Consider the following 26,861-nt stretch of genomic DNA (forward strand, 5'->3'; position numbering starts at 1 on the left):
GGCGAAGGCGGCAAGGGCCAGGGTGGCTGATCCGGCGGTACGCGCGACCGCCTTGGCTCTACTGCTTGTCGTGGTCTTCGACATTCGATGTTCTTCCCTACTGTGCGTCGGCCTCGGTGGCCTGCGGCAGGCAGCACTGAACCAGGGCGGGCCCTGTGGACTCACCTCGCGTACTGCATGCTTTTTTCGGATGGCGATCCGGCTACTGACTCAGACTCGACGTCTGACAACCAACGAGGTCACAGGATGGTTGCGGTAGGTGAACGTAAACTTAACTCAAAATGAACAAGCGGTGCCGCTTCTCGCATTTCGCATCGATTGCCACTCGCTATATAGCGCTGACCTGGGGATCTCACAGTCTCGAGACAGTGCTGCGCATCACAGAAAAATAACGAGTGTCGTTGCAAGTCAGGGCGATTTGTCCGCTTTTTCGCCTGTTCGGCAACTGTTCGGTAACGATCGATAACGCTCGGTAACCGCTACCGAGACGCGCTCGATAGACAGGGTTTGCGGACTGATCGGATTCGCCCGCGAACACATGTCGCCGCGGCGACACGGTGAACGGCCGCAGATCGGCCACGGAAACGCCCGAAACGCGATCACCCGGCCGCGTGTACGCGGCCGGGTGATCGAGGGCGAGATGTGCTGTTGTGCGCCGAACGGGATCAGTGCGTGGGCAAACCCGATCCGCTGAGGAATCCGAGCAGATCGTGGCGGGTGATGACGCCGATCGGCTTACCGTCCTCGACGACCATCAGCGCGTCGGTGGATTCCAGCTCCTTCGTCGCCGCCGACACCGGCTCGCCGGATCCGATCAGCGGGAACGACGGGCTCATATGTTTCGACACCGGATCGGTCAGATGCGCCCGGCCCTCGAACACCGCCGACAGCAGATCGCGCTCGGTGACGCTGCCGGCCACCTCGCCGGCCATCACCGGCGGCTCGGCGCCGACCACCGGCATCTGGGACACGCCGTACTCGCGCAGGATCTCGATGGCGTCGCGGAGCGTCTCCTGCGGATGGGTGTGCACCAGATCCGGCAGCGCACCGGACTTGCCGCGCAGGACGTCACCGACCGTCGGCTCGGCGGTGCTGCCGTCGAGGCGACTCTGCAGGAAGCCGTAGGAGCTCATCCAGTTGTCGTTGAAGATCTTCGACAGATAACCGCGGCCGCCGTCGGGCAGGAGCACCACCACGACCGCCTCCGGATCGCGCTCGGCCACGCGCAGCGCGGCGACCACCGCCATACCGCAGGAGCCACCCACCAGCAGCCCCTCCTCGCGGGCGAGGCGGCGGGTCATCTCGAAGCTGTCGGCGTCGGAGACGGCGATGATCTCGTCCGGGACCGCGGGGTCGTAGGCCGAGGGCCAGAAGTCCTCGCCGACCCCCTCGACCAGGTACGGCCGGCCGGTGCCACCGGAATAGACCGACCCCTCCGGATCGGCGCCGACGACCTTGACCTTGCCGCCGGACACCTCCTTCAGATACCGGCCCGCACCCGTGATGGTGCCGCCGGTGCCCACACCGGCCACGAAATGGGTGACCTTGCCCTCGGTGTCGCGCCAGATCTCGGGACCGGTGGTCTCGTAGTGGCTGGCCGGACCGCCCGGGTTGGAGTACTGGTCGGGCTTCCACGCGCCCGGGATCTCACGGGTCAGCCGGTCCGAGACGCTGTAGTAGCTGTCCGGATGCTCCGGCGGGACCGCGGTCGGGCAGACGACCACCTCGGCACCGTAGGCACGCAACACGTTGCGCTTGTCCTCGCTGACCTTGTCCGGGCAGACGAAGACGCATTTGTAACCGCGCTGCTGGGCGACCAGGGCCAGACCCACTCCGGTGTTTCCGGAGGTCGGTTCCACGATGGTCCCGCCCGGCTTCAGCAATCCCTGCTCCTCGGCGGCGTCGATCATCCTGACCGCGATGCGGTCCTTCGAGCTGCCGCCGGGGTTGAGATATTCGATCTTCGCGGCCACCACCCCGGAGTTCGGGCCCACCACAGAGTTCAACCGAACGAGCGGGGTATTTCCGATCAGGTCGACGACGTGGTTCGCGATACGCATAGCTACATCGTCGCAGAGCCGCGCGGGCGGCTTGCGTTTGGTACGTCGAGCGCTGCGTTTGATCCGGCGAGGACATGGCCGTGCGGTTACTATGCGGATCGTGAGGATGCCGAAGACCGCTCGCGCCGCCGCAGTGGTGGGCGCGACCGTCGGGGCCGTGACCGCCATCGCGTCCGCCTCGGCCAGCGCACAGACCGTCGAGTTCCCGCAAACGCCGAGTGTGTTCTACGGCGGATTGTGCGGGGGCAATATCCGGACCTGGGTGGATACCAGTCCCGATTGGCCGGGCCGGGCGGTGTTCAACGTCCAAGCCCTGGCGATCCAGGGGGTGGGCCCGGGACAGTATCCGCTGGCCCCGCTGTGCAACGTCGACACCACCGTCGCGTGGCGCAACACCAATACCGGTGCCGCCGGCGAGTACCGCCTGAACGTCGTCTCCGGGATCTACGGCAGCATCCTGTACGCGGAGTTCCAGAACACCGGGCCGGGTCATATCGAGGTCACGGTCACCACGAACAACCTCAGCATTCCCGCGCACGGCGCATTCGACGTTTCCTGACGCGCGCCGCCTCGTCCCTGGTCGGCGCGTCGCACGCACCGCATAATCGGTAGGACCGGACCGGGCGCGCCCCTCGTGGCCGCACCGGATTCGCGCCGCCGCGGGCACCGGGCCCGCCGCGGAAGGTCCGGTCGGTGGCAGCGTCGGAGTGAGACGGGAGGTTGGCGCGTGGCTTCCAGGACGTGGCGGACGGTCGCGGCGAGCGCGGCCGCCGCGGTGGCGGTCGGCTCCGGGGCGGGCACCGCGGGCTGGGCGACCTATCGCCTGCTGATGTCGCAGGCGCGCGCGGCGCGCACCGTGATCGGCCGCGACACCTCCAAGCCGCCGGAGGCCGACGGCGTGTACACCCGTGACTGTGTGGCTCCGGAACCGTGGCGCGCGGGCGTGCCGTTCGACCTGCATCTGATGATCTTCGGCGATTCGACGGCCGCCGGAGTGGGCTGCGCCGATGCCGAGCAGGTGCCCGGCGTCCTGGTGGCCCGGGGTCTGGCCGATGCCACCGGATGGCGAATTCGGCTGAGCACCAAGGCGATTTCGGGCGCCACCTCGAAGGGCCTGGCCGGTCAGGTCGACGCCATGTTCATCGCCGGCCCGCCGCCGGACGCCGCGGTGATCCTGGTCGGCGCCAATGATGTCACCAAGAAACATTCGATCTGGCGTTCGGCGCAGCGGCTGCGGCACGCGGTCGGACGCCTGCGCGAGGCGGGCGCCGTCGTGGTGGTCGGCACCTGCCCGGATCTCGGCACCGTGGCCGCGATCCCGCAACCGTTGAGCACGGTCGTGCACCGCTGGAGCGCGCGGCTGGCCCGGGCCCAGGTCGGCGCGGTCCGTTCGGCCGGCGGCACGCCCGTGGCGATGGGCGATCTGCTCGGCCACGACTTCCGCAGCACCCCGGAGGTGCTCTTCTCCGCCGACGGGTTCCATCCCTCGCCCGCCGGATACGCGCTGGCGGCCCGGCACCTGCTCCCGGCACTGCTGCGTGAGCTCGATGAACGGGATCCATCCCGACCGGGTGTTCCGAGCCACACCGCGGCGACGTAGATTCGGGGTTGAATTGTCGTACCCCTGTACCGAAACGGTCGGCTGACCGATTCGGCGACCCCGATATAAGGAGTCCTCATGCCAGAGGCCGTCATCGTTTCGTTCGCCCGCTCCCCCATCGGCCGCGCAGGCAAGGGTTCGCTGGTGACCATGCGTCCCGACGACCTCGCCACCCAGATGGTCCGCGCCGCCCTGGACAAGGTTCCGGCGCTGAACCCCGCCGACATCGACGATCTGATGCTCGGCTGCGGACAGCCCGGCGGCGAGGCCGGATTCAATATGGCCAAGGTGGTCGCCACCCAGCTCGGCTACGACTTCCTGCCCGGCGTGACCCTGAACCGGTACTGCTCGTCGTCGCTGCAGACCACCCGGATGGCGCTGCACGCCATCAAGGCCGGTGAGGGCGATGTGTTCATCTCCGCCGGTGTCGAGACCGTGTCGCGGTTCCCGAAGGGCACCTCCGACGGCTGGCCGGACACCCACAACGAGAAGTTCGGCGAGGCCGAGGCCCGCACCGCCAAGCGCGCCGAAGGCGGCTCCGACGGCTGGGCCGACCCGCGCGAGGGCGGCGACCTGCCCGACATCTACATCGCGATGGGCCAGACCGCCGAGAACGTGGCGCAGTTCACCGGTATTTCGCGCGAGGACCAGGACCACTGGGGCGTGCGGTCGCAGAACCGCGCCGAGGAGGCCATCAAGGCCGGCTTCTTCGAGCGTGAGATCACCCCGGTGACGCTGCCCGACGGCACCGTCGTCTCCACCGACGACGGCCCACGCCCCGGCACCACCTACGAGAAGATCTCGCAGCTCAAGCCGGTCTTCCGCCCGGACGGCACCATCACCGCCGGTAACGCGTGCCCGCTCAACGACGGCGCCGCCGCGCTGGTCATCATGAGCGACACCAAGGCCAAGGAGCTGGGCCTGACCCCGCTGGCGCGCATCGTGTCCACCGGCGTGTCCGGTCTGTCGCCGGAGATCATGGGCCTGGGCCCGATCGAGGCCGTGCGCAAGGCGTTGAAGATCGCCGGCAAGACCATCGACGACATCGACCTCTACGAGATCAACGAGGCCTTCGCCGTGCAGGTGCTGGGCTCGGCTCGTGAGCTGAAGATGGATCTGGACAAGCTGAACGTCTCCGGCGGCGCCATCGCCCTCGGCCACCCGTTCGGCATGACCGGCGCCCGCATCACCGCCACCCTGATCAACAACCTGCAGACCCACGACAAGCAGTTCGGTCTGGAGACCATGTGTGTCGGCGGTGGCCAGGGCATGGCCATGGTCATCGAGCGCCTGAGTTAGTAGTACCGCAGTCGGCCGGTTCCGCACCGAAAGGTGGGGAGCCGGCCGATTCGCGTTGCGGGTTCGCACGCGTGTGCTCGTTACCCATCAGGTAATCGACTCCGCTACCCGGACGCGGAAATATCAATGGCGTCAACACCACTCGGTTCGAGGAGTTCGAGATGCCTGCCTACGCTGTGGCCCACTTGTACGACGTCGACGTCAATGCGGAAATCGTCGAGTATCTGCGGCGCATCGACGGGACACTCGCGCCGTTCGGGGGGAAGTTCATCGTCCACGGTGGGCGGCAACTGGTGGCCGAGGGGCCCGCGGACGCGATCGCGATCGTCATCGAATTCCCGGATTACGCTGCGGCGCAAGCCTGGTACGCCTCGCCGGAGTATCTGGAGATCCTGCCGCTGCGACTGGACAATGCCGCCGGCGTCGCGATTCTGGCCGACCACTGCGGTGACGACCACGTCGCCACCGACGTGCTCCCGGCCGAACTGCTCGCGTGAATCCCGACCTCTCGTGACCCCGGCAACCCCGATCGGCCGGCCCGAAACACGAACGGGTGGCTGCCCGCGAGCAGCCACCCGTTCATCGTCGGTCCGGGAGCGGATCCCGGCAAGGATCAGTCGTTCTGCAGATAACTCAGCAGGCGCAGGATCTCCAGGTACAGCCAGACCAGGGTGACGGTCAGGCCCAAGGCGACGCCCCACGCGGCCTTCTCCGGCGCGCCGGCGCGGATCAGCTGGTCGGCGGCATCGAAGTCGAGCAGGAAGCTGAAGGCCGCGATCGCGATGCAGATCAGGCTGAAGATGATCGCCACGGTGCCGCCGTCGCGCAGGCCGAAGCCGCCGGGGGTGAAGAAGGCGGCGACCAGGTTGCCCAGCATCAGCACGATCACGCCGATCATGGCGCCGACGAGCATGCGGGTGAAGCGCGGGGTGACCCGGATGGCTCCGGTCTTGTAGACCACGAGCATGCCGAAGAACACACCGAAGGTGCCCAGGACGGCCTGGGCGATCAGACCGCCACCGCCGACGCCACCGAATTCCACATTGGTGAACATGAACGACAGCGCGCCGAGGAAGAAGCCTTCGGCGGCCGCGTAGCTCAGCACGATGGCCTTGTTGTCCTGCTTGCGGCCGAAGGTGGCGACCATGACCAGCACGAAGCCGACCAGACCACCGACGATCACGAACAGCGGGGCCAGCGCGTGGTTGGCCGCGGTGGCACCGTAGGCGACGATCGCGGCGAGGGTGACCACGCCGAGGGTGATGCCGGTCTTGGTGACGACATCGTCGATCGTCATCGGCCGGGTGGCCGGCGCCTGCTGATACGGCTGCTGGACACCGTACGGGCTCTGCTGTCCGTACTGCGCGAACTGCCCGGCGCCCGCTGCCGCCGAACCGAATCCCGCGTATCCACCGCCCTGTTGTTGCGGCAAATTTTTGAAGATCGGGTTACTTGTGGTGCGCAAGGTCCCGTGCCTTTCCGAAGTAGCGGTCCACGTCCGTCGTGTCCGTTCTGAGTATCCAACGATCCGCTCCGGGAGCAAGTTCCCGAACCGGACATCAAATCGGACATATCAGACTGTACTGCCCGTAATCTACTCCCGCCGGGCAGTGTGCAGGCCACACACGGACCGAGTCACGGTGAATTTGCGATTACGGCCGACCACGTCGGTCGTGCCGACCAAGCGGTCCATGACGCCGCGATAGTTGAGATGGCTGTTGTATACGGTCCACAGCTCGCCGCCCGGGCGCAGAACCCGCCCGGTTTCGGCGAACATCTTGATCGCCGAGCCGGTGTGCACGGCGGCGCCGACATGGAAAGGGGGGTTGCACAGCACCAGATCGGTGCTGTGGTCGCCCACCGCAGCCATCGCGTCGTCGCGGACCACGGTGACCCGGTCGCCGACCCCGTTCGCGGCAGCGGTGGCGCGGGCCGAGGCGACCGCGGCCGCGGACTGGTCGGTCCCGACCACGGTGATGTGCGGGCGCGCCTTGGCCAGGGCGGTGGCGAGTATGCCGGTGCCGCAACCGAGATCGATCGCCTCGCGCGCGTCGGGCTTCATCCGATCCAGGTGTTCGAGCAGGAAGCGGGTGCCGATGTCGAGCCGCGCCCCGGAGAACGCCGCTCCGTGCGCGACCACCCGCAGAGCGATGTCGTCGAGTTGCTCCCGCAGCGGAAACTGCGGTGGCCCCGGCATTTTCGGCCCGGTCGCCGTGATCGTCCGCGACTTCTGCCGGCCCCGGCTGGCCTGGACACCGGAAAAGTATTCCGCCAATACGTCGTTCATCGCCGGTGTCAGATACTTGTCGCGGCCGCCGGCGATCACGGTGACCTGTGGATCGGCGTACCGGGCGACGGTCTCGGCGATTTCGGCGAGACCGGACAGCATGCGAGGTAATCGCAACAGGACGACGGTGACCCCGTCGAGCAGATCCGGCCCCAGATCGTGCGCGGTGTAGCGATCGGCCAGATCGATGGCGCGGGCATTGTTGGCCAGCGCCTGCTCACCGGTCAGCAGATCCTGGTGCACCCGGATATCGAGCAGGTCGTGGGCGGCGGCCGCGCCGAGAGTCAGTGCGCCGTAACAGTCGTCGATCACCGCGACCCGGCCCGGGCCGGCCGCCGCGAGCAGTTCCGCGGCGGTATCGAGGATCAGGCGATCGGCGGCATCGACGGCGTAGAGGTTCACTGCTTCCACATCCGGATAGCGCCGCAATCGGCTCAGTATGTCGTCGACCTCCAGCATTCCTACAGTGTGCTAGACCGTTGCCGTGTCGTCACCACGACCCCTGGCGCCCGACGGCATACCATCGGCCCCATGCGTAACAGGCTGGCATTGACGGTGGTTGCCGGACTCCTACTGCTGGCGGGTTGCTCGGACGGCGGCTCGAATCAGACCGGCCGAACGCCGATGCCGCCCGCGACCGGCGCCGTCACGGCGACGCCCGAGCCGAGCCAGGCGCCGCCCTCGGGCACCTCACCGCAGCAGGCCACCCCGGCCACCGACACCCGGCTCACCGTGACCGATGTGCGTATCGGCCACCACGACGGTTTCGACCGGGTGGTGTACGAGTTCGGCGGCACCGGCGGGGCGCCCGGGTGGACTGTGCGCTACACCGACCGCGCGGTGCAGAACGGCAGCGGCCGGGAACTGCAGATCGCCGGCGCCTCCATTCTCGAGGTCCAGATCCTGGGCACCGCGTACCCGTGGGACAGCGGGGTGACGCCCTACAGCGGTCCGGACCCGGTCACCGATCCGAGCGCGCCGAATATCGCCGGCGTCTACGGCGCCCAGGATTACGAGGGCACGACGCAATCGTTCATCGGCGTGAACGCGGACCGGCCGCCGTTCTCGGTGACCGCGCTGGACCGGCCCGTACGGCTGGTGATCGACATCGCCACCGGGTGATCGTCGCCACCCATACCGCCCGGGGGTAAGTGAACGGTGCGTAGACTGGGGCCGTGCTCGCAGTGGGTCGCCTCCGTCGCGTGCCCGGACTCGTCCGGGTGCTCGGTGTGCTGACCCTGCTGATCGGCGTCGCAGTCATGCACGCGGTGGTCTTCTCCACCGGGCACGCGATGGCCGCCGAACCGGCCGTATCGCCTGCCGCCGTCGCACCGGCGATGACGGGCCCAGCACCGATTGCGCTTGCCACACAAAGTATTTCGCCAAACCGTCACGGCAACCATTCCGTACCGGCCACCGTGCCCGCCGGGGCGATCACGGACCGATCGATGGCCGCGCCCATGCGGCCCACCCCCGCGGTAGCCGACGGCTCCGACTGCGACGGCTGCACCACCCACGCCGGTATGCACGCCTGTGTCTTCGTGCTGGTGACCCTGGCGCTGGCCCTCGGTCTGGCGGTGATCGCCTGGCTCGGCGCCGATCGGATTCTCGGCGCCGGGCACCTCGCGCGCGCCGGCCTGCGCCGGCGCACCCGGCCACCTCCGTGGACCGTGCTCTCCCTGGCCGACTTGGCGATTCTGCGGATCTGACCGGCCCGCCCCGACCGGTCATCGCCCATCGCAATTCCCCAGGAGCACATTCATGTTCACTTCTCGTATCCGCATGCTGTCGACCGCCGCCCTCGCCGCTGCCGCCCTGATCGTCGCCGGTTGCGGCAGCGACGACTCCGGCAGTTCGAACACCTCCGCACCGGCCTCGTCGTCACATCCGCCGATGGCCGATATGCCCGGGATGAATCACACCGGCGCACCGTCCACCGCGACCCGCACCGATTACAACGACGCCGACGTCAGCTTCCTGACCATGATGTACCCGCATCACGCGCAGGCGGTGGAGATGGCGAAGCTGGTACCCGGCCGGTCGCAGAATCAGGAATTGATCACCCTCGCCGCGAACGTGGAGAAGGCACAGGCCCCGGAGATGGAGCAGTTCGCCGCGCTGCTGCACAGTTTCGGCAAGCCCGCGCCGCAGGCGACGATGAACCATCCGATGGACGGCGTGATGACGCCGGAGCAGATGACACAGCTGCGCGACGCGTCCGGCGCCGACTTCGACCGGATGTGGCTGCAGATGATGATCGCGCACCATCAGGGCGCGGTCGATATGGCGAATACCGAGATCGCCGACGGCACGAACGCCGACGCGAAGGCGCTGGCGCACAACATTCTCACCGCGCAGCAGGCCGAGATTCAGCAGATGCGCGGGATGCTCGGGCAGAACTGATCGCCCGCGGTCGCACCGTTGCGTTCGCGCTCGCACGGTGTCGACCGCGGCTCGCGGACGAGCCCGGAAACCACACGCAGGCGGGTGTGCCGGATATCCGGCACCCCCGCGCGGGTGGGTCGGTCAGCTCCCGAGGACGGCGTTCATGATGGTGCCCGCACTGGTCGCGACACCACCGCCGATCATCGCGCCGGCCACCATCTTCGGCGACTCCAGCGCGCCGCCGCTCCACTTCTCCCAGGCGAAGCGGCCGCCGCCGTAGGTGATGGCGGTGACGCCGGACAGCAGGACGAACCAGGTGAAGTAGCGGACCAGCTTCAGCAGTTTGTCCGCGGCCGGCGGAGTTTCCGGCGTGGGGTTGCCGACCTGAGCCAGCACGGTGGTGTACATATCGTGTACGGCGAGAACCATGCTCACGTTCGTTGTCCTCTCGGATGCTGAGGTGATGCCGGTACGGCGGTGATGCCGGTTGGAGCGCAGAGCATGCAGTGACAACTCGTCAAACAGAACCAATTGAACCGCACCGGCGCCTCGCCCGCAGCCGGACACACCGCATTCGCGAAAGCCGCCACTACCTGCGGTTCCAGGTCAACTGACCGGTCCGCCGACGATCATGCGCGCGAGCGGCCGCTCTCGGCGATCGAAGCGCGGCGGGAGCGCACCGCCACCGCATCGACACTTTCGCCGATGTCTCTCGGCGGCGCACCCCGGATTCGGCGTCCGGTCAGCAGCCGAACGCTCAGCGCGGCCAGCCGGCGGTGCCCCGCGAGCGCGCGCCGGGTCCCCGCCACCGACCACACCGTGCGTGTCCCGGGAGTCGTCGGCCGTCCGGCGAACCGGTCGGCGAGCCAGTCGACCATCACCGGGATGGCCAGGAATTCCAGCGGCAGATGTGCGCTGAGCCGATCGCGCAGATAGCCGATATCCGCTCCGGCCGCTTCGTAGCGCCGTACGAGAGCGTCCACGTCGTCGACGGCGATCACCTCGTCGTGGACGCCCTGCACGATCAGCATCGGCATGCGTGGCGCCCGGCGACCGGGCAGGATGTCGGCGAGTACCGCACGCAATTCGGCGGTGTCCAGCAGGCCGGGCAGTCCCCCGCGGCGTAGCGCCCGACATCGCGGCGGGCGAGCCGGGCGAGCAGCGGAAAGGTCGCCGACACTTCGGCTTCGGCGAGCATCGCCAGGTAGCGGGGCTGCAGGGTCGCCCGCAGTGCGGTATCCAGATCCGGATAGCCGCGACGCAGCCCCGCGGTGAAGACCATGGCGAATCCGGCGAACACCGTGCCGTTCAGGCGCTCGAACGCCGCACCGGGATCGCCCACCGGCGAGCCCGCCACGGCGCCGACGATATTCAGTTCGGGCGCATGGGTTTCCGCGAGTTCGGCAGCCCAGGCGGTGGCCAGGCCACCGCCGGAGTACCCCCACAGGGCGATCGAGGTGCGCGAATTCAAGCCCAGCGGAACGAAATTCAGCGCCGCCCGGATGCCGTCGAGCGCGCGGTGGCCCGGCTCTCGCGCCACCCCGAATCTGCCTTCACTACCACCATGGTCGGGCACCGACACCACCCAGCCCCGATCCAGCGCCGCCGCGATCAACGGCAGTTCGAGTTGCGGGATCGCGCCGATCGCCCGGGCGCCGCGCCGCAGCGCGTAGGACGGAAAGCACTGCGGTGCAACGGCATCGATCGCGCAGTGAAAGGAGACCAGCGGCCGCCCGGGCGCGCAGTCCCGAGGCAGCAACACCGTGGTGACCGCCGCCTCGGCCCTACCGTTCAGATCGCTGGTGCGATAGAGCAGCTGCCAGGCCGAAATCCGCAGCGGGACAACACCGAAGGCCGCCAGCTCCACGACCCGGCTGCGCAGGATGGCGCCCGCCGGCTTCGCTTCGAAGCCTTCCGGCGCTCGATGGAAGGGATCGACGTCCGGCCGCGGCGGCAGCGGCCGACGGCCGCTCACAGTCCGCCTCCGCCGCCGACGAGCCACGGGTTGAAGCTGCAGCTCAGCGTCGGCTTCCGCTGCGGATCGAGCGCGTGCAGCGCGATCGAGAGCGCCCGCGGGGAATACATCATCGTCAGGTGATCGGACAGGTCCTGCTCGCAGCCGTCCTGCAGGGTGATGTCGTTCACCGTGGCATCCGGCCCGGCCCGCAGATACGCCAGCTCCACCGGATTCATCACCTCGTCGTAGCGGGAGGCCACCACGGTGTACGCCACGCCGGGCACCGTGTCGCCGGCGACGTTGAGCTGGTTCAGAAACGGGGAGCCGACGGCCTGCTGAATATTCGCCGGGCCGATCAGCGGACGGTAGAAACCGAGGATATCGATACCCAGATTCGTGATGATCCGGCCCAGCGTCGCCATGCCCAGCAATGTCGTTCCGTGGTGGGTGCCGCCGAAACTGACCAGCTGTCCGACCTTTTCGGCGCCGCCGCCGAATTTCAGATATTGATCGGCTACCGGCGCTCCCTGGGAATGCGCGACGATGTCGACGCGATCGGAATGTGTGGTAGCCCGTACCCGGTCGACGAAGGCCGCCAGTTGCCGCGCCGAATCCTCGATCGGCCCGACCGCATAACGGCCGGGAAGTACCGCGCCGAGACCACCGCCGTCGAGCAGACCGGACCGTCCGTAATTGAAAGCGAAAACACAAAAGCCCGCCCGCGCGAGTTTCGGCGCCATATAGGCGAAACTGTCGTAGGCGTTGAGCCAGGTTCCGTGCACCAGCACGATCGGCTTCGGATGGTCGGCGCTCGGCAGACAATCCCAGCGGTTCGTGCCCGGCGGGGCGGCATCCGGATGGGTCAGGCCGTAACCGAATGCGCCCAGGTAGGAGGTCATTTCTGGTCCTTCGCCCACCGCGTCGCTGGCGTGGCTGGCGGCCCGGCCGCCGGAACCGGAACTGCTGCCGGTGTCCAGAACCGGCTGCGGCACAGCGCCGTCCGCGGAATGCAGTCCCGCGGCGATCAGTTCGGCCAGCTGTGTTTCCGGGGTGTCGGGCGGCGATGCGGTCGCTGTTCCGGAGCCGATGACGGCCGCGCAGATCAGGACGGCGAGCGCCGGGATTCGATGACGAAGCTTCATTGCAACCTTCCCTACCGGCACGCCGACAAACGTTTTCGGCGGCCGCATTCAGCGTCATCGGCAGGGGCGGGAAAGTCACTGCACTCGCATACACAGATCCGGTGGCGGGATTTGTCGCCGGAAACGAATTCCGGTCGCGGCGCCGCGACCTCTTGCCGATGCTCATGTGGCCCGCGACAATCGGCGCATGCCGGTTGCCGTGAATTCCGCACCCTCGAGTCTCGCCGCGCGCATTCTCGACCGCCTGCCGCAGTTCGCCGAACGTGTCCTGGCCTCCGGTCTGGGTACCTCCGCATCGGCCGTCGATCTGCCCGCGGACCATTTCGTCGAGGTGCTTCCGGCCATCTACGGATGTGCGCACGCCTTCCTGCACGCCATGGCGCAGCGGCGGGAATTCACCCGCGCCGAGATCGCGGCCTTCGTGCAGCCGGTGATCGAGCGGCATGCGGAGGACCGGCTGCCGCTGCCGCTGCTGATGGAGGCGGTCCACCACTCCGCCCAGCAGGTTCTGCAGGAGGCGGTGGCGGTGAGCGGGCCCGCGGATGTCGACCAGCTGATCGAGTTCGGTTCGCGCACACTCGAATTGCTCATGCACATCAATCTGATCACGGTCGAGGGGTACGCGGCGGTCGAGCACTCGATCTACCATCCGGAACGGGAGGCCAGGCGCGCCCTGTGCGCGGCGCTGGTGGGCGGGCAGGCCGCCGAGGAGCAGGCCGCACGCGCCGATACCGCTCTGGCCGAACGGTATTCGGTTCTCGCCGTCCAGGTACGCACCGATCCGCAACCGGCCGCGGCCGCGAATCTGGTGGTCCGTCGCCGCATTCGCATCCTGCAGCGCGTTCTGGACCGGGTAGCGGGGCCGACCGCGCTGCACACCTTCGACGGCGAGACCGCGGTCGTGCTGCTCCCCGGCGTCCTGGGATGGCCGGAGAGCGCCGGCGCGGAGTTGGCCACCGAACTCGCCGAACAGTTCGGCGCCGATGTGGTCGTCGCCGAAACCCCTGGCACCAGGCGCGAAGCCGTGCCGGAGGCAGCGCACCAGGCCGCGGAGGTGGCGCAACTGGCACACCTGTCCGGGCGGCCGACCGGTGTGTACCGGCTCGACGACCTGCTGCTGGAGTATCAGCTCACGCGGCCCGGCGTGGCCCGTGACCGGCTGGCCGAGCGGATCGAACCGCTGCGCCAGGCACCGCATCTCATGGAGACGCTCGACGCCCATCTGCGCCACGGCTCCGATCGCAAGGCGGCCGCCGCCGAAATTCACGTCCACCCCAACACGTTCAGTTATCGACTGCGCCGCATCGGCGAACTGACCGGCGCCGACCCGAGCGATCCGAACGGATCACGATTGCTGTCCGCGGCGCTGGTCGCCCATCGATTGCGTCCGGCGCCCGGCCGGCCGATCACATCCTGAGCAGTGAGAAGGTAGTACGACGATGAACGCCCGCCCCCGCCACGACGTCCGGGTGCTCTCCCGCCAACTGGTCGGGCATTTCGCCGAACACGTGGCGCCGTGCTCGACGTTGCCCGGTGACGCCCTGCACGGCGACATCACCGCGGTGACCAGGGTCTGCCTGGAACTGACCGTGGACATCCTCGAGGGCCGCGAACCGGACGAGAAGGTCGGGCGCCTGCAGCGCGCGGCCGCGAACTGGGCACGCGAGGGTATCCCGATCGACACCGTGCACCACGCGGTGCACGAGGGCTTCCGGCTGGCCTTCGATCTGCTGCTCACCCAGACCGATCCGAAGCAGCGGCCCGAGAATCCGGCGCAGCTGCTGTTGCGGATTCTCGACACCATCACTCCGGCGGTAGCGCTCGCCTATGTGCGCGAACATCAGGCCGCGGTCACCGAACACCACACCGCGGTGCATACGCTGGTCTCGGCACTGCTGGCCGGGCACCCCACCTCGACCATGGCCCGCGCGAGCGGGATCGAGATCGAACCGGCGTATGTCGTGGTGGCGATGAGCATTCCGCCGCATCCCGACGAATCCCATCCGAACGTGGACGGGAAAGTGGTGGCGCGCCGCAAACTGCGCCGGTTGCAGACCGCCCTGGCCAATCGCAGTGGTGGACGGGTGCTGTCGTTGCTGAGCGTGGACGGCGGCACGATCCTCGTCCCGGAGGCGATGTTCGGCGAGCACGAACTCGACGAGCTGATCGCCGAACTGTCCGAGGCGGCCCAGGTCGGGCTCACCGCCACCGCGCTCGCGACGCCCACCGAGCAGATCTCCGCGGCCGCCGACCGCGTGCACGAACTGCTCGACACGGTGCTGCGGCTGGCGGGCCCGCCCGGGCTGTACCGGTTCGCCGACCTGGCGATGGAATACCAATTGACCCGTCCCGGACCGGGTTTGGAACGCCTGGGCACGCTGCTGGATCCGCTCGACGACCATCCGGATCTGCTCGAGACGCTGCGGCGGCATATGGCCACCGGACTCTCCCGCCGCCGCACCGCCCGGCAGCTGCAGGTGCACACCAACACCGTCGACTATCGGCTCAAACGGATCGGACAGCTCACCGGGCTGGACCCTTCGCAACCGAGCGGCCTCTGGTATCTGCGGGCCGCGCTGGTGGCGCGCACCTATCGGGACGCCGAGGGACCGCCGGTGACCGAGGTCGCGGATCATTCGCCGCGACGGTATGGGCAAAACGTTTGCTAGGAGGTAGCCTCTGACGCGATGGCTACCACTGCGCAACTGCGGGCCGCGCTGGCGGTACTGCACGCCGATACCGACGAAGCCGCCGAGCAGGCCCGCATTTCGGAAATGTCCGGAACCGATTCGGCCGCGGTCGAACACGCCCTGCTCGCCGGTTTGCTGTACCGCATGATGGGCGATGATCTGCGGCACTCCCTGACCGGGGCCCCCGACCTCACCGCACTCGAGGAACGGGCCCGCGCCGCCGGGCCGGGTACCGTCACCGACGCCACCGACGATCCCGAACACCGCGAAGAGCACTGTGCGCAAGCGCATTTCGAGGCGTATTGGCTCGCTCATCGGATCGCCGGCCTGCATTTCACCACCGTGCCCTCGGCCCCGGCGCTGCAGGCGGCCGCACACACCGCGGAGGCCACCCGCACGCTGCTGCGCATCCATCGCGATCTGCTGCGCACGCCGGACGCCGGTCACCCGGCCTGGGAGGTGGTGATCGATCAGCTCGATCGAGCCCGCGAGCTGGCCCTGGCGGCGTTCACCGGTGGCCGGCCCTCCGATCCTCAGCCCCCGGGCACTCAGCCTTCCGACGCGTGGCCCCCGGACGCCGGCGCGGGAGTGTCGGAGACCGGTCGCGACCGCAGCACCGAATGCCGCACACCGTAGGTGAAGTAGACGACCAACCCGATCGCCATCCAGATCACGAATCGCAACCAGGTCTCCACCGACAGGTTCAGCATCAGCCACAGGCACGCCAGCACGGCGAGGATCGGAATCAGCGGCACCAGCGGCACCCGGAATCCGCGCGGCAGTTCGGGACGGGTGCGGCGCAGGATGATCACACCGACCGACACCAGTACGAAGGCGAACAGCGTGCCGATGTTCACCATTTCCTCGAGCGTGCCGAACTGCACGAATCCGGCCAGTACGGCACAGACCGTGCCGACGCCGATGGTGAGCGTAGCCGGAGTGCCGAAGCGACCGGTCCGGGCCAGGCGACGCGGGAGCAGGCCATCGCGCGACATCGCGAACAACACGCGGGTCTGGCCCAGGTACAGCACCATCACCACGGTGGTCAGACCGGCCAGCGCGCCGACGGAGATGACGTTCTTGGCCCAGGTGACCCCGTGCAGTTTGAACGCGGTGGCGAGGGTGGCGTCGTTGCCGGCGAGCTCGGTGTAGGGCACCATGCCGGTCAGCACCAGCGTCACGGCCACATACAGGATGGTGCAGATCAACAGCGAGCCCAGGATTCCGCGCGGCACATTGCGCTGTGGATTCTTCGTCTCCTCCGCGGTGGTGGCCACGACATCGAATCCGATGAACGCGAAGAACACCAGGCTGGCCGCGGCCAGGAGTCCGTACCAGCCGAAGTTGCTGTCACCGGCGCCGGTCAGCCATTGGAACAGCGTCTGGTGCAGGCCCTCCCCGGTACTGCTGGGCTGCGACGGCGGAATGTAGGGCTTCAGATTGGACGGCTTGAAATAGGTCAGCCCCACCACGATCACCACGGCGATCACCGACAGTTTGATCGCGACCGCGATCGCCGACACCCGCGAGGACACCTTGGTGCCGATCACGAGCAGCACCATCAGGATGACGATCAACAGGGCCGCGCCCCAATCGAATGCGACCGACCCGAAATGCACGATCGGCGAACGCGATCCCATCACCTCGCCCAGGTATTGCGACCAGCCCTTGGCGACAACCGATGCGGCGAGGGCGAATTCGAGGATCAGGTCCCAGCCGATGATCCACGCCACCAACTCGCCGAAGGTGGCGTAGGAGAAGGTATAGGCGCTGCCGGCGACCGGAACGGTGGAGGCGAATTCGGCGTAGCACAGCGCGGTGAGACCGCAGGCGATGGCGGCGAAGACGAAGGCCAGTGAGACCGACGGCCCCGCCACATTGCCGGCCGTGCGAGCGGTCAGCGTGAAGATGCCCGCACCGACCACGACGGCGACGCCGAAGACGGTGAGATCCCAGGCGGTCAGATCCTTGCGGAGTTTGGAATCGGGTTCATCGGTATCCCGGATCGATTGTTCGACCGATTTGGTTCGTAGCAGTCCACCCCACCGGGGGTTCGGCACCGATCCGGCCGTGTCCTGCGTTGGCGTCGGCTCAGCCACACCCGTCTCCTCCGTTGTCACCGTTCCCCCGTGACCCGCAGACAGCAACCTAACAGCACTCGGCAGTCAGTCGTCGCAACATGGTCGTGAAGGCCTTGCCCTCGGCCGATGCGGCCCAAACCGAGCGACCGAGAAAGTAGTTACGGTAAGCGATCCGGGCATTGCGCACCTGCCGACGAGGCGGAATCGTAAGAAAGTAATCGATTTCGGACAATTCGTAGACGATGTGCACGAGTGGGAAGAGGTCCGGCAAGACATCGCGCTCGACCCGATGCAGCGGCCGGATCTCGCCGTAACCCCGCAGGAACGCGGCGAGCTGCGCGGCCTGCACGCGGGCCGGGCCGCCCGCCGCGACCGAGAGCCAGTCGATCGCGAAGCGTTCGATCGCGGTGGCGATATCGAAGACGGCCACGGTCCGGTTCGCGAGACCGAAATCCAGGACGGTGGCGATCCCGCCGTCCGACCAGAGCAGGTTCGTGCCGTGCCAATCGTTGTGGGTCCACAGCGCGGGCAGGGTCGCGACCGCGGCGGACAGGTCGTCGACTGCCGGGCCGTCGGGGGCCGTATCCGCCGACGTATGGCCATCGGCGTACTGCGCGACGATCGGTTCCCAGTCCGCTCGCCAGTGTCGCGCTGCCAGGAATCGGGCGACGGGCGGGCGGTGCGCGGCGTATCGCTCGATGCCGGCGATGGGATCGGTGCACAGCGCGGCCGACAGCGGATGCGGCGGGCGCTCCGGTGCCTCGAATCCGGTGGCCGCCAGATGCAGGCGGGCCAGCATCGCGCCGGCCGCGGTCGCATCGGCGAGCGAGTGATACGGACTCCACGAGAAGTCGTCGCGATAGCGGTCCGCACCGATCCCGAGTTCCTGGATCTCGTAGGTGAACTCACCGTGCTGCTGTACGGATCGCACCCGCGGAATCGGGATGCCTTGTCCGCGAAGGTGATTCATGAACGCATATTCGGGAGCGAGGGTGCCGGGATCGCGCAGGGCCGAGGGCATCCGCTTCACCACCACGCGCGTGCCGTCGCCGAGGCGCACCCGCGCCGTGGCGGACAGCGGACGGCGGCTGTGCCATTCGATCACGAGAGCGCCGCCGGACTCGGCCCCGGTGGCGATATCGCCGCGGGCGGTGCCCATCCGGCCACGCGGAACCTCGGCCGTTTCCGCCAGCAGCGTTGTCAGCTCCCCGGTCGTCAGCGGCGGGAAATCGGGTGCGGCCGAACCGCTTTCTCCCATCGCGAAGACCGAATCAGCGGCGTTCGCGAAGTCACCGGATGGGGAGTTCATGCCCTGCAACTCACGACGTGCGCGCGCGCTCGCGGACGCCCCGCACACATTCGAGACGGGCCAGCACACCGGTACACGCGGCCGCGGCCAGGAACGAATACAGCGACGCGGAGGACCACCAGCCCGGGTGCACACCGGCGATGTCCTGTACCCGCAGCCAGATCCGCGCCCACCAATCCACCGAGCCCGGATTGAGCACCTGGTACACCACGAAGCCCAGCAACCACGGCAGCAGCAGCAGCGGTCGGGCCGGAGCGGTTTCGGACAGATCCCACCCGCGCCGGCCGCGACCGAAGAAGTAGTCGACCACCAGCACCGCGCACAGCGGAACGAACACCGAGCCGATCAGCAGCAGGAAATTCGAGAATCCGGTGAAGTCGTGCACGCCCATCGCCAGCACGGTCGCGAGCGCACCCACCGCCGCGGCCAGGACGCGCCGATCCACGCGCGGCAACAGATTCTGCAGCGACATCGCGGTGGAGTACACATTGGCGAACGACTGATCCGATTCCCGCAGCACGAGCACCGCGAAGAACAGCCATCCGGCCGCGACGCCGAGGAAGGTGTCGAAGATCCGGTCCGGATCGCCGCCGGCCTGCAGCAGCGCGACGATGCCGAGCAGATAACACCAGGTCTGCGCGATCGAATAGCCGACCATCGCGGCCCCGGTGGCGGCGCGGGCGCCGCGGGCGTGCCGGGTGTAGTCGGCGGCCAGCGGCACGAACGACACCGCCACCGCCAGGGCGGTGTCCACGCCGGGGAAGAATCCGCTCCACGACGTGCCCGTCACCGGCGGCAGCGGTTGACGCAGGAACTGAATCGTGAACCAGCCCATGGCCACGGCCACCGCGATCGTCACGTACTTGCGCAGAATGTGCAGCACGTTCAACGGCCAGATCGCCATCGCGGTACACAGCACGCCGGCGCCGATGATCACCGCGCCGTGCGGCAGCTTCCCGTGCGTGAGAGCCGCGACCCCGCCCGCGATCACGGTCAGCTCGAACACGCCCCATCCGATGCACTGCACGATGTTGGCGACGGTCGGCACATACGAGAGCCGGGTGCCGAACAGTCCGCGGAAGTTCGCCATCGCGGGCGCGCCGGTGCGCGCGCCGACCGCACCGGCGGCCGCCACCATCGCGGTGCCCAGCACGGTGCCCACCGCGGTGGCGAGTACGGCCGCCGCCACCGGCAACTGCGGATGGCCGGCCGGCTGCAGCACGTAGAAGGCCCCGGTGAAGCCGATCAGGCTCACCCCGAGGTTGGCCCAGAACGCGGCCTGGTCCCCGAAGGACAGGGTGCGTGGCGGCGCGGTGGTCAGCAGCAGCGGGGCCTCGGCCGAGCGGTCTCCCGGCTGCTCGGGCAGAGTCGTCATAGCGGCATTCATGCTATCGGGATGTCCGGTGGAAATTCGCCCCCAGCTTCGCTCCGGCGCCCGGAGTCGGTAACCTCGTCCCGGATGGTTAGCGTCTCCACATCCGCCCGGCCGCTGCCGGAGCCTCGCGTGCCGGGAGCCCACCGCATCGGTCGGCTCGTCTGGCTGGTTCCGGTACTGCTGGTCGCCCTGAGCGTTTTCTGGCTGTTGCGGCCCAGCTGGCCGCTGCTGCCGATCAAGCGCGAATTCATCGACCTCCAGGTGTATCGCCTGGGCGTGCAGGCGATGTGGGACGGCGCCGATATGTACGGCAGCCTGCCGAAGACCACGCTCGGGATCAGCCTGCCGTTCATCTATCCGCCCTTCGCCGCGGTGGCGCTGGGACCGTTCGCGCTGCTGCCGTGGAATGCCGCGGCGATCAGTTTCTTCGTGGTTTCCACGCTGGCGCTGGCGATCACTCTCTATCTGGTGGCACGCCGGGTCTGGGGCAGCGGCGGCACCGAGGTGGTGCTGTGGGCGAGCGCCTGCGCGATTCCGCTGGGCATGCTGCTGGAACCGGTGCATTCGACGCTGGATTTCGGACAGGTCAATCTGCTGCTGATGGTGCTGGTCGCCGCGGACTGCCTGCCCAAACGCACTCGCTGGCCGCGCGGCATGCTGGTCGGGATCGCCGCGGCGATCAAACTGACACCGGCCGCGTTCGTCCTCTATTTCCTGGTGCGGCGTGACTATCGCTCGGCGATCACCGCGGCGATCACCGGTGCCGTCGCGAGCGCTATCGCCTTCGCCGTGATGCCGCACGAATCGGTGAAGTACTGGTTCGGCGGGATGGGCAATGTCTCCGGGCTCAGCGGTTCGGCCTTCCGGACCAATCAGTCGATCCAGGGCGTGCTCTCGCGCTTCCAGGTCCCCGAACCGGCCTTCACCGCCCTGTGGGCGCTGCTGAGTCTGGCGCTGCTGGTCCTGGTGGTGGCGGCGATGCGGCGCGCGGTGGCCGATCCGGCGCTCGCCCTGGCCTTCAATGCCGTCTTCACCCTGCTGGTTTCGCCGATTTCGTGGTCGCATCACTGGGTCTGGATCGCGCCGGGCCTGCTGGCCGCCGTCGGTGTGGCGACTCGGCTGCCGCGGCGGCCGGCGATGATCTGGTACGCGATCATCATCGCGACCGCGGTCGTGTTCACCATCGGCCCGCAGAACTGGGAACCCGGCGACAACAACCGCGAACTGGCCTGGACACCGTGGCAGCATCTGGTCGGCGACACCTATGTGTGGCTGAGCGTGCTGCTGGTCGCCCTGTACGTCGTGACCGGACCGCGGCCCACGACGCAGGAACCGCTGTTGCCCGCGTCGCTGCGTTCGCTGCGGACCAAGGTGCCCACCGAGTCCTGAGCCCGACACGCCAGGCGCAATCGATCGGTAAATCTCCCGGCCACCGTCCGCCAACTGCGACCCGGTGACGGCGACACACCACCGGTGATTCCACAACACCCCGGTCACGCTGCATTTCCGTCGTACCGTAGATAAATATGGACGACAACACGCCGACCGCGGAAGGTGACGCCACCCGCCCGGATCGGCAGCTGATCCGGCGGCGAGAGCAAGCTTGGAGCAACTACCAGCGGGCGTGCGCCGAACTCGCCGGGACCCGGATCCGCGCCAATCTCGACGGATGGAAACGCTGGCTGCGCATCCTGCCGGGCGCGGCGGTCGATCAGGCCGAACGCCGCCGCGACGAGATCCGGGCCGAACTGGCCCGCCATTGCGTCGGGGCCGACGACCAGGTGTGGGGCGTGCTGTCGGGCGGCGACACCGGAACCTTCGGCGGCTGTTTCGGACTCGAGCACACCATCGGTCAGCTGGCCGAGCTCTACGGCAAGACCGACTCGCACTGGGTGCGCGCACTACGCGAGACGGCCCGCCGGACCACCGATATCCGGCCGCTCGCCGCCGACGGGGACCGTTCGGCCGTCAGCGATCTCACCGAGCGCGTGGTGCAAGCCGTCCGCATGGCGCCCGACGACGAGGCCCGGCGCCGGCTCACCGTCCACTTACCCGGCGAGGTGCGGCCGGTGCCCGCGGATCCGGCGGCGCTGGCCGAGAAACAGGGACCGGCAACGGTCCAGTTCGAGATCTATGCCAGCACGATCAAACTCGACCACATCGATGTGATTCCGCCGCTGCGCCGGATGGGCCTGGGCACCGCGACGCTGCGCCATCTGTGCCGGACCGCCGACGCGCACGGCATGCATATCGTCGCGCAGCTGGTGCCCACCTTCCGCGACGACGATTCGGCGGTCCCGATTCTGGCGCGCTGGTTCCGCGAACAGGGTTTCGAGGTGACCGAACGGCTGGGCGGGCGGGTCGTGCGGGCCCCCGCCAGCATCCGCTAGCCGGCCGTCGCGAACCTGGTGCCGCGTCCGATCACCTTGTGCGCGTGAGGAATTCACCGATCGCCGGGGCGAGTTCGGCGGCGACCGGATCGTTGCTCACGCCGGGCAGCTCCCGCAATTCGGCATTGGGGAGCACCTCGGCCATCTTCTTGGCTCCCTTGGTCAGCGCCGGAGCGGAGCGATCACCGATCAGCAGCAGCGTCGGCTGGGTGAGCGTGGCCCAATCCTCGGGCTGGATGGTCTGTCCGCGCGAAAACGGTTTCAGCACAGCGAAATCGTGGGCCGTCGAATCGGCGGTGGCGACCAGCTTCTTCCACACCGACGACATCCGCATCACCGCGACGACCAGTTCCGGCACGCCCATCACCTTGGTCATGTAATACCGGACCGCACCGCCGCGTTTGCCCGCCGCGATGCGCTCGCGCAGCTTCTCCTCCGCATCCTTGGGCGGCACGTGATCCTTCGGGTCGACCACGAACGGCGGTTCGAAGGCGACGACGTCGGTGACCCCCGTGATCGCGCCCGAGCGCGCGGCCAGCAGCGCCAGTATCGCGCCCGAACCCCAGCCGAACAGGGCGGCCGATCCGCCCTCGGCCTCGACCAGCGCGCGAATGTCGGCGATTTCGTTGGCGCTGTCGTAGACACCCGGGGAGTCCGCGCTGTCGCCGCGGCCGCGGCGGTCGTAGTTGAGCACGCGCAGGCCGTAGTTCTCCGCCAGCGCCTGCGCCAGCTCGACGGTGTTGGGGACCTCCCGATAACCGAACGCGCCGCTGATCAGCACGACGGTTCCCGCACTACCGGAACCGATCCGGTCGAAGGCGATGGTGGTGCCGTCCTGCGACGTCACGGTCTGCATGTCCTACTCCTTCGCGGGCCGGGGTTCGGTTCGAAAGTACGCGATGGGTTCGCGAGCACCGGCAGGGCCGGTCGGTAGGCTCGCACGGACAGTATTCACGGGCGAGGGGGTGCAGTGGTGACGATCATCGCCGGACCGCACGGACTGCCGCGCATCAGCGGATTTCCGAGTTCGGATTTCGATCCCGGCTCGGACAAGTGGTCGGGTGTCGCCATCGGCGAGGACCGCATCCGGGCACTGGCCATCGGCGCGTACTACGGCCGCAGCTGGAGCTCCTACAACGACACCGTCGCCTTTCAGCCCGAACACCCCGGAAGTTCGGAGACCCGGCGCGAATCCACCATCGAGGGCCTGCACGAATCGTGGGGTGTCGACAACGCCGAGGATGCGCGCGACACCATCGGCCGGCTGCTGAGCGGGATGCACGCACCGTTGTTCGCGATGGTGCATCCGCTGGCGACCGCGGCCGCTCAGGACACCACCCGCGTCGACCGCACCGGCCTCGCCGACAGCCACCGCGAATTCCTGCACACCGTGTCCGAGGTGCGCGGCTATCGCGGTGTCAACGGGATCGACCGCGACTACGACGCCTGGTTGCAGGCCATCAAATTCGGCATCGTCGATCGGCTGCCGCAGCCGCTGAACACCGACGCGACCGCCTGGGACCTCTCGCGCATCGTGTTCATCGCCCGGGCCGCGCACACCGCCGGATATCTGGACGAGGACGAGGCGTGGACGCTGCTGGGCCGCGCGCTCGCCAAAGCCCAGCAGCACTACCGCAATTGGCGGCAATTCGCGGCCGGCTTCCTCACCGGCGCCATCTTCTGGGCGGCCACCCAGGACCTCGCCGCGGCCAAGGAGCAGGTCGACGAGCGCCGCTGGATGATCCGCGGACTGCTGATGCGCCCGTCGAGTCCGTGGCGGCGGGTGGCGCTGCATCCGGGCGCGCCGGTGTTCGGGCTCTCCCCGTTCCACTGAGAGGTTCCACTGAGAGGCGGCTACTGCGGGGCGGTTACTGCGGCATCGCGCGCAGAATGCCGACGCCCTCCCATTTGAACTGCTCGGTGTCGACCATGCCGAGTTTGCGCCGCTCCACCAGCAACTGCCATTCGCCGAACAGGTCCAGCGAGGACGGGCGCGCCATCACGATCGAGCCGTCGACATGTTCGATCTCGCAGGCCAGCCGCACGGCGCCGTCGACGCGCAGCAGATCCTCGGCCTCGGTGGAGACGAATTCCAGATCCGTATTGCCGTCCGAAATGCGCAGCGTCGCCACCGATCCGGGCGGCCCCGCCACATCGGTGCGATCCAGCGCGGCCACCGGGAACTCGTAGGTCGCCCCGGCCGAGACGAACAACAGCCGCAGGGTGGTGATCACGACCAGCCCCGGCGCCCCGCGATGACCGCACGGCGCGCATTCGAGGACGTATTCGTCCGGGCGGGCGTAGGCGTGCAGGGCCGCCAGCTCGCGCGCGCACAGTTCCGGTGTGCGCATCCGCTCGGCCGCACGCGACACATCGGGGCGGATCGGACCGTACTGCCCCGGAACCGGCCGGGGCGGAGCCAGATTCGGCCGCTGCCGCACGATCCGTCGCATCTCGAGCAGATCGTCGCCGATCGCGCGGACGAGTGTGGCCGCCTGCGTGAATACCTCGGATTCGAGGAAGATCGTCGCCGGATTACGCCGGGTGGCAACGTTTTTGATCACATAGTCCGGCGCCCGGAAATACAGCAGGATCAGCAGGTCACCGCTGTCGGCTTCGGCGAGGCAGGCGTCGCGCAGATCGCAGACCCGCACATCCATGGCGACATCGTCGTCGACGCCCAGCGGTGTGGTGGTGATCCGCCCGTCGGCATATCTGACCGCGGTCCGACGCCCCCACACCTCCAGCACTGCCGCATCCTCCCCACTCCGACCCGGTGAGACCTCATCGGGGACGGATTCTACCGAGAGACCCCCCTCGTTCCGGGTATCCGGGGAACGCCGATCAGAGGTTACCGGCGAACATGCTCGCGAGGCCGGTGGCGGTCGCCACGGCGGCGCTGCCCGTACTGAGTGCGGCGATGAGAAGTGCGATGATCACGGTCCCGACCTTTCGATATGGTGCATACGCTCGAAACGTACTGCGGCCCAAGGCTCTTCACCAGCGCCCGGGCGCGATTCACGGCAACCTCCCCGCCCATCGACAGCACATTGCCAGCAAGGCCGGCGCCGCGGTGTGTCGCCCGGGATCGCCGGTCCGGCGCGACACGCGAACCGGATGAGCGTGTCCGGCCCGTGAACTGGAATGGCACACTGGCCGAATGCTCGGTGTACAACCGGAGACCACCGAAATCGCGGAGCCGACCGTCCCACGGCGGGTGATCCGTTATGCCGTGCGGTTCGCCTACCTGGCGGCCCTGGCCGTGGCCCTGATCACCGGAGCACTTCCCGGTGGCCGCGTCCAGGAGGCGGCATGGATGATCGGCGGGGTCCTCGCCTTCACCATCGATCGGCCCTGGCGCCAGCACATCCGGGTACTGACCGACTGGCTGCCGCTGATCGCGGCGCTCATGGTCTACGACTACACCCGCGACCTCGCCGACAAACTCGGCATGCCGCTGCGCATGCACGAACTCGTCGACATCGACCGCTGGATGTTCGGCGGCACCGTGCCGACGATCTGGTTGCAGGACCATCTGGCCGGCGACGGTCAGCCCTGGTGGACACCGATCATCGGCGTCGTCTACACGACCCACTTCATCCTGCCCTGGGCCGTCGCGGCGATCTTCTACGTCTACTCCCGGCCGCTGTGGGTCCGGTACATGCGCCGGATTCTGCTGCTGTCGTATCTGGCGCTGGTCACCTACGTGCTGGTGCCCGCGGCGCCGCCCTGGTACGCCGGGCGCGAAGGAGCCATCCCGGAACACGTCCGCCGCATATCCGGTTTCGGGCTCGGCGTGGTCGATCCCGATGTGAGCGCGCAATGGCTCGAGGATCACGGCAACTACTTCGCGGCCGTGCCGTCACTCCATACGGCGTTCTCGGTGCTGGTGGCCGCCACGCTGTGGCCGCTGACGCGACAGTGGTGGCTGCGCGCGATCCTGGTGGTCTATCCGTGCGCGATGGGCTTCACTCTCGTCTACGGCGGCGAGCACTGGGTCTTCGATGTGCTGCTCGGCGGCGTGTACACCGCGGTCACGATCCTGATCACCCGCATGTGGGAGAACTGGCGGGCCGGCCGGGCCCTGCTCGGTCCGCTCCCCGAGGTCGGCCGCGGTGACGGGCCGCGGACGACCCCGGCGGCGGCATCGCGGGCGAACGGCGCCGAACTCGATCCGGTGTGACGAGCGTCTCTCCGCTTCGCGCTCTGCGGAACAGCCGCAGGTCGTTCCCTGTTTCTCGCGGCTATCGCCGCACTTCGGAGCGGAAAATCGGGTGCTCGCGTGC

General features: G+C 68.3%; 26 protein-coding genes. 14 read left to right on the forward strand and 12 right to left on the reverse strand.

Features of this window, described 5'->3' with window-relative positions; all coding sequences use genetic code 11:
* Positions 1–665: 665 nt before the first annotated feature.
* Positions 666–2,060, reverse strand: a complete 1,395-nt coding sequence (locus RJ03_RS21050) for a cystathionine beta-synthase (RefSeq protein WP_036505091.1) — start codon at positions 2,058–2,060, stop codon at positions 666–668.
* Between the two features lie 106 nt (positions 2,061–2,166).
* Here RJ03_RS21050 and RJ03_RS21055 point away from each other — a divergent pair, with 106 nt between their 5' ends.
* The 4 genes from RJ03_RS21055 (at position 2,167) to RJ03_RS21070 (ending at position 5,456) form a co-directional block, all read left to right on the forward strand.
* Positions 2,167–2,619: a hypothetical protein gene (locus RJ03_RS21055; protein WP_245552351.1), complete on the forward strand. Its 453-nt coding sequence runs from the start codon at positions 2,167–2,169 to the stop codon at positions 2,617–2,619.
* Between the two features lie 168 nt (positions 2,620–2,787).
* Entirely contained in the window at positions 2,788–3,660 is an 873-nt protein-coding gene (locus tag RJ03_RS21060; RefSeq protein WP_036505092.1) for an SGNH/GDSL hydrolase family protein, read from the forward strand.
* Positions 3,661–3,738: 78 nt separating this feature from the next.
* Entirely contained in the window at positions 3,739–4,959 is a 1,221-nt protein-coding gene (locus tag RJ03_RS21065; RefSeq protein ID WP_036505095.1) for an acetyl-CoA C-acetyltransferase, read from the forward strand.
* 161 nt (positions 4,960–5,120) lie between these two features.
* Complete coding sequence (locus tag RJ03_RS21070) at positions 5,121–5,456, forward strand: DUF1330 domain-containing protein (protein WP_036505097.1); 336 nt, start codon at positions 5,121–5,123, stop codon at positions 5,454–5,456.
* Between the two features lie 116 nt (positions 5,457–5,572).
* Here RJ03_RS21070 and RJ03_RS21075 read toward each other — a convergent pair whose 3' ends face one another.
* Both RJ03_RS21075 and RJ03_RS21080 read right to left on the reverse strand, forming a co-directional pair.
* Complete coding sequence (locus tag RJ03_RS21075; protein WP_036505099.1) at positions 5,573–6,424, reverse strand: Bax inhibitor-1/YccA family protein; 852 nt, start codon at positions 6,422–6,424, stop codon at positions 5,573–5,575.
* A gap of 129 nt (positions 6,425–6,553) precedes the next feature.
* Entirely contained in the window at positions 6,554–7,705 is a 1,152-nt protein-coding gene (locus RJ03_RS21080) for a class I SAM-dependent methyltransferase (protein WP_036505101.1), read from the reverse strand.
* 72 nt (positions 7,706–7,777) lie between these two features.
* Between RJ03_RS21080 and RJ03_RS21085 the strand changes: the two genes are divergently transcribed.
* The 3 genes from RJ03_RS21085 to RJ03_RS21095 are packed head-to-tail and all read left to right on the forward strand — an operon-like array spanning position 7,778 to position 9,649.
* A complete protein-coding gene (locus tag RJ03_RS21085; RefSeq protein WP_036505104.1) occupies positions 7,778–8,368 on the forward strand; it encodes an AMIN-like domain-containing (lipo)protein in 591 nt (196 codons plus the stop codon).
* A gap of 53 nt (positions 8,369–8,421) precedes the next feature.
* Positions 8,422–8,955 (forward strand): DUF6153 family protein, encoded by a 534-nt coding sequence (locus tag RJ03_RS21090; RefSeq protein WP_157163468.1) that lies wholly within the window; start codon positions 8,422–8,424, stop codon positions 8,953–8,955.
* Positions 8,956–9,007: 52 nt separating this feature from the next.
* Entirely contained in the window at positions 9,008–9,649 is a 642-nt protein-coding gene (locus tag RJ03_RS21095; RefSeq protein WP_051024983.1) for a DUF305 domain-containing protein, read from the forward strand.
* A 123-nt stretch (positions 9,650–9,772) separates the two neighbouring features.
* Here RJ03_RS21095 and RJ03_RS21100 read toward each other — a convergent pair whose 3' ends face one another.
* From RJ03_RS21100 to RJ03_RS21110, 4 genes are all read right to left on the reverse strand, one after another.
* On the reverse strand, positions 9,773–10,060 hold the full coding sequence (locus RJ03_RS21100; RefSeq protein WP_036505109.1) for a hypothetical protein: 288 nt from the start codon (positions 10,058–10,060) through the stop codon (positions 9,773–9,775).
* A 200-nt stretch (positions 10,061–10,260) separates the two neighbouring features.
* Entirely contained in the window at positions 10,261–10,716 is a 456-nt protein-coding gene (locus tag RJ03_RS38860) for a lipase family protein (RefSeq protein WP_281032293.1), read from the reverse strand.
* The gene (locus RJ03_RS21105; protein ID WP_063820421.1) at positions 10,656–11,606 is read right to left on the reverse strand and encodes a lipase family protein; all 951 of its coding nucleotides are present in this window, start codon (positions 11,604–11,606) and stop codon (positions 10,656–10,658) included. The genes RJ03_RS38860 and RJ03_RS21105 overlap by 61 nt, the downstream gene beginning before the upstream one ends.
* Entirely contained in the window at positions 11,603–12,730 is a 1,128-nt protein-coding gene (locus RJ03_RS21110) for an esterase/lipase family protein (RefSeq protein WP_036505112.1), read from the reverse strand. Before RJ03_RS21110 ends, RJ03_RS21105 begins: the two co-directional genes overlap by 4 nt.
* Before the next feature lie 187 nt (positions 12,731–12,917).
* On the opposite strand from RJ03_RS21110, the gene RJ03_RS21115 reads away from it, so the two are divergent.
* Genes RJ03_RS21115 through RJ03_RS21125 form a run of 3 tightly spaced genes read left to right on the forward strand, consistent with a single transcriptional unit; the run spans position 12,918 to position 16,056 of the window.
* The gene (locus RJ03_RS21115; protein WP_036505208.1) at positions 12,918–14,147 is read left to right on the forward strand and encodes a PucR family transcriptional regulator; all 1,230 of its coding nucleotides are present in this window, start codon (positions 12,918–12,920) and stop codon (positions 14,145–14,147) included.
* 22 nt (positions 14,148–14,169) lie between these two features.
* Positions 14,170–15,399, forward strand: coding sequence for a PucR family transcriptional regulator (locus RJ03_RS21120; protein WP_051024984.1), 1,230 nt, complete (start codon positions 14,170–14,172; stop codon positions 15,397–15,399).
* Positions 15,400–15,417: 18 nt separating this feature from the next.
* Positions 15,418–16,056: a hypothetical protein gene (locus RJ03_RS21125; RefSeq protein WP_036505115.1), complete on the forward strand. Its 639-nt coding sequence runs from the start codon at positions 15,418–15,420 to the stop codon at positions 16,054–16,056.
* Here the strand turns inward: RJ03_RS21125 and RJ03_RS21130 are convergent.
* The 3 genes from RJ03_RS21130 to RJ03_RS21140 form a co-directional block, all read right to left on the reverse strand.
* Positions 15,969–17,480 carry an amino acid permease gene (locus RJ03_RS21130; RefSeq protein ID WP_051024986.1) on the reverse strand — a complete coding sequence of 504 codons (1,512 nt, stop codon included), beginning with the start codon at positions 17,478–17,480 and terminating at the stop codon, positions 15,969–15,971. The two genes, RJ03_RS21125 and RJ03_RS21130, sit on opposite strands and share 88 nt — an antisense overlap.
* 88 nt (positions 17,481–17,568) lie before the next feature.
* Entirely contained in the window at positions 17,569–18,810 is a 1,242-nt protein-coding gene (locus tag RJ03_RS21135; protein WP_157163469.1) for a phosphotransferase enzyme family protein, read from the reverse strand.
* 10 nt (positions 18,811–18,820) lie between these two features.
* Entirely contained in the window at positions 18,821–20,185 is a 1,365-nt protein-coding gene (locus RJ03_RS21140) for a purine-cytosine permease family protein (RefSeq protein WP_036505117.1), read from the reverse strand.
* Between the two features lie 84 nt (positions 20,186–20,269).
* Between RJ03_RS21140 and RJ03_RS21145 the strand changes: the two genes are divergently transcribed.
* Together RJ03_RS21145 and RJ03_RS21150 are read left to right on the forward strand one after the other, a co-directional pair.
* Positions 20,270–21,574 carry a glycosyltransferase 87 family protein gene (locus RJ03_RS21145; RefSeq protein ID WP_083871232.1) on the forward strand — a complete coding sequence of 435 codons (1,305 nt, stop codon included), beginning with the start codon at positions 20,270–20,272 and terminating at the stop codon, positions 21,572–21,574.
* Between the two features lie 137 nt (positions 21,575–21,711).
* Complete coding sequence (locus RJ03_RS21150) at positions 21,712–22,575, forward strand: N-acetyltransferase (RefSeq protein ID WP_036505119.1); 864 nt, start codon at positions 21,712–21,714, stop codon at positions 22,573–22,575.
* Positions 22,576–22,606: 31 nt separating this feature from the next.
* Here the strand turns inward: RJ03_RS21150 and RJ03_RS21155 are convergent, their stop codons facing one another.
* Entirely contained in the window at positions 22,607–23,431 is an 825-nt protein-coding gene (locus RJ03_RS21155; protein ID WP_036505122.1) for an alpha/beta fold hydrolase, read from the reverse strand.
* A 117-nt stretch (positions 23,432–23,548) separates the two neighbouring features.
* On the opposite strand from RJ03_RS21155, the gene RJ03_RS21160 reads away from it, so the two are divergent.
* The gene (locus RJ03_RS21160; RefSeq protein ID WP_063064420.1) at positions 23,549–24,409 is read left to right on the forward strand and encodes a DUF1266 domain-containing protein; all 861 of its coding nucleotides are present in this window, start codon (positions 23,549–23,551) and stop codon (positions 24,407–24,409) included.
* 34 nt (positions 24,410–24,443) lie between these two features.
* On the opposite strand, the gene RJ03_RS21165 is transcribed toward RJ03_RS21160, so the two are convergent.
* Positions 24,444–25,325 carry a hypothetical protein gene (locus tag RJ03_RS21165; protein ID WP_051024992.1) on the reverse strand — a complete coding sequence of 294 codons (882 nt, stop codon included), beginning with the start codon at positions 25,323–25,325 and terminating at the stop codon, positions 24,444–24,446.
* A gap of 410 nt (positions 25,326–25,735) precedes the next feature.
* Here RJ03_RS21165 and RJ03_RS21170 point away from each other — a divergent pair, with 410 nt between their 5' ends.
* Positions 25,736–26,758 carry a phosphatase PAP2 family protein gene (locus RJ03_RS21170; protein ID WP_063820422.1) on the forward strand — a complete coding sequence of 341 codons (1,023 nt, stop codon included), beginning with the start codon at positions 25,736–25,738 and terminating at the stop codon, positions 26,756–26,758.
* The last annotated feature ends 103 nt before the right edge of the window (positions 26,759–26,861 follow it).

Source organism: Nocardia aobensis NBRC 100429, assembly GCF_000308375.1.
Taxonomy (GTDB): Bacteria; Actinomycetota; Actinomycetes; order Mycobacteriales; family Mycobacteriaceae; genus Nocardia; species Nocardia aobensis.

Coding starts and splice junctions, on each gene's coding strand:
- RJ03_RS21050 (WP_036505091.1), bottom strand. CDS start 2,060: ATGCGTATCGCGAACCACGTCGTCGACCTGATCGGAAATACCCCGCTC.
- RJ03_RS21055 (WP_245552351.1), top strand. CDS start 2,167: ATGCCGAAGACCGCTCGCGCCGCCGCAGTGGTGGGCGCGACCGTCGGG.
- RJ03_RS21065 (WP_036505095.1), top strand. CDS start 3,739: ATGCCAGAGGCCGTCATCGTTTCGTTCGCCCGCTCCCCCATCGGCCGC.
- RJ03_RS21070 (WP_036505097.1), top strand. CDS start 5,121: ATGCCTGCCTACGCTGTGGCCCACTTGTACGACGTCGACGTCAATGCG.
- RJ03_RS21080 (WP_036505101.1), bottom strand. CDS start 7,705: ATGCTGGAGGTCGACGACATACTGAGCCGATTGCGGCGCTATCCGGAT.
- RJ03_RS21085 (WP_036505104.1), top strand. CDS start 7,778: ATGCGTAACAGGCTGGCATTGACGGTGGTTGCCGGACTCCTACTGCTG.
- RJ03_RS21095 (WP_051024983.1), top strand. CDS start 9,008: ATGTTCACTTCTCGTATCCGCATGCTGTCGACCGCCGCCCTCGCCGCT.
- RJ03_RS21100 (WP_036505109.1), bottom strand. CDS start 10,060: ATGGTTCTCGCCGTACACGATATGTACACCACCGTGCTGGCTCAGGTC.
- RJ03_RS21110 (WP_036505112.1), bottom strand. CDS start 12,730: ATGAAGCTTCGTCATCGAATCCCGGCGCTCGCCGTCCTGATCTGCGCG.
- RJ03_RS21115 (WP_036505208.1), top strand. CDS start 12,918: ATGCCGGTTGCCGTGAATTCCGCACCCTCGAGTCTCGCCGCGCGCATT.
- RJ03_RS21120 (WP_051024984.1), top strand. CDS start 14,170: ATGAACGCCCGCCCCCGCCACGACGTCCGGGTGCTCTCCCGCCAACTG.
- RJ03_RS21125 (WP_036505115.1), top strand. CDS start 15,418: ATGGCTACCACTGCGCAACTGCGGGCCGCGCTGGCGGTACTGCACGCC.
- RJ03_RS21135 (WP_157163469.1), bottom strand. CDS start 18,810: ATGAACTCCCCATCCGGTGACTTCGCGAACGCCGCTGATTCGGTCTTC.
- RJ03_RS21140 (WP_036505117.1), bottom strand. CDS start 20,185: ATGACGACTCTGCCCGAGCAGCCGGGAGACCGCTCGGCCGAGGCCCCG.
- RJ03_RS21145 (WP_083871232.1), top strand. CDS start 20,270: ATGGTTAGCGTCTCCACATCCGCCCGGCCGCTGCCGGAGCCTCGCGTG.
- RJ03_RS21150 (WP_036505119.1), top strand. CDS start 21,712: ATGGACGACAACACGCCGACCGCGGAAGGTGACGCCACCCGCCCGGAT.
- RJ03_RS21155 (WP_036505122.1), bottom strand. CDS start 23,431: ATGCAGACCGTGACGTCGCAGGACGGCACCACCATCGCCTTCGACCGG.
- RJ03_RS21170 (WP_063820422.1), top strand. CDS start 25,736: ATGCTCGGTGTACAACCGGAGACCACCGAAATCGCGGAGCCGACCGTC.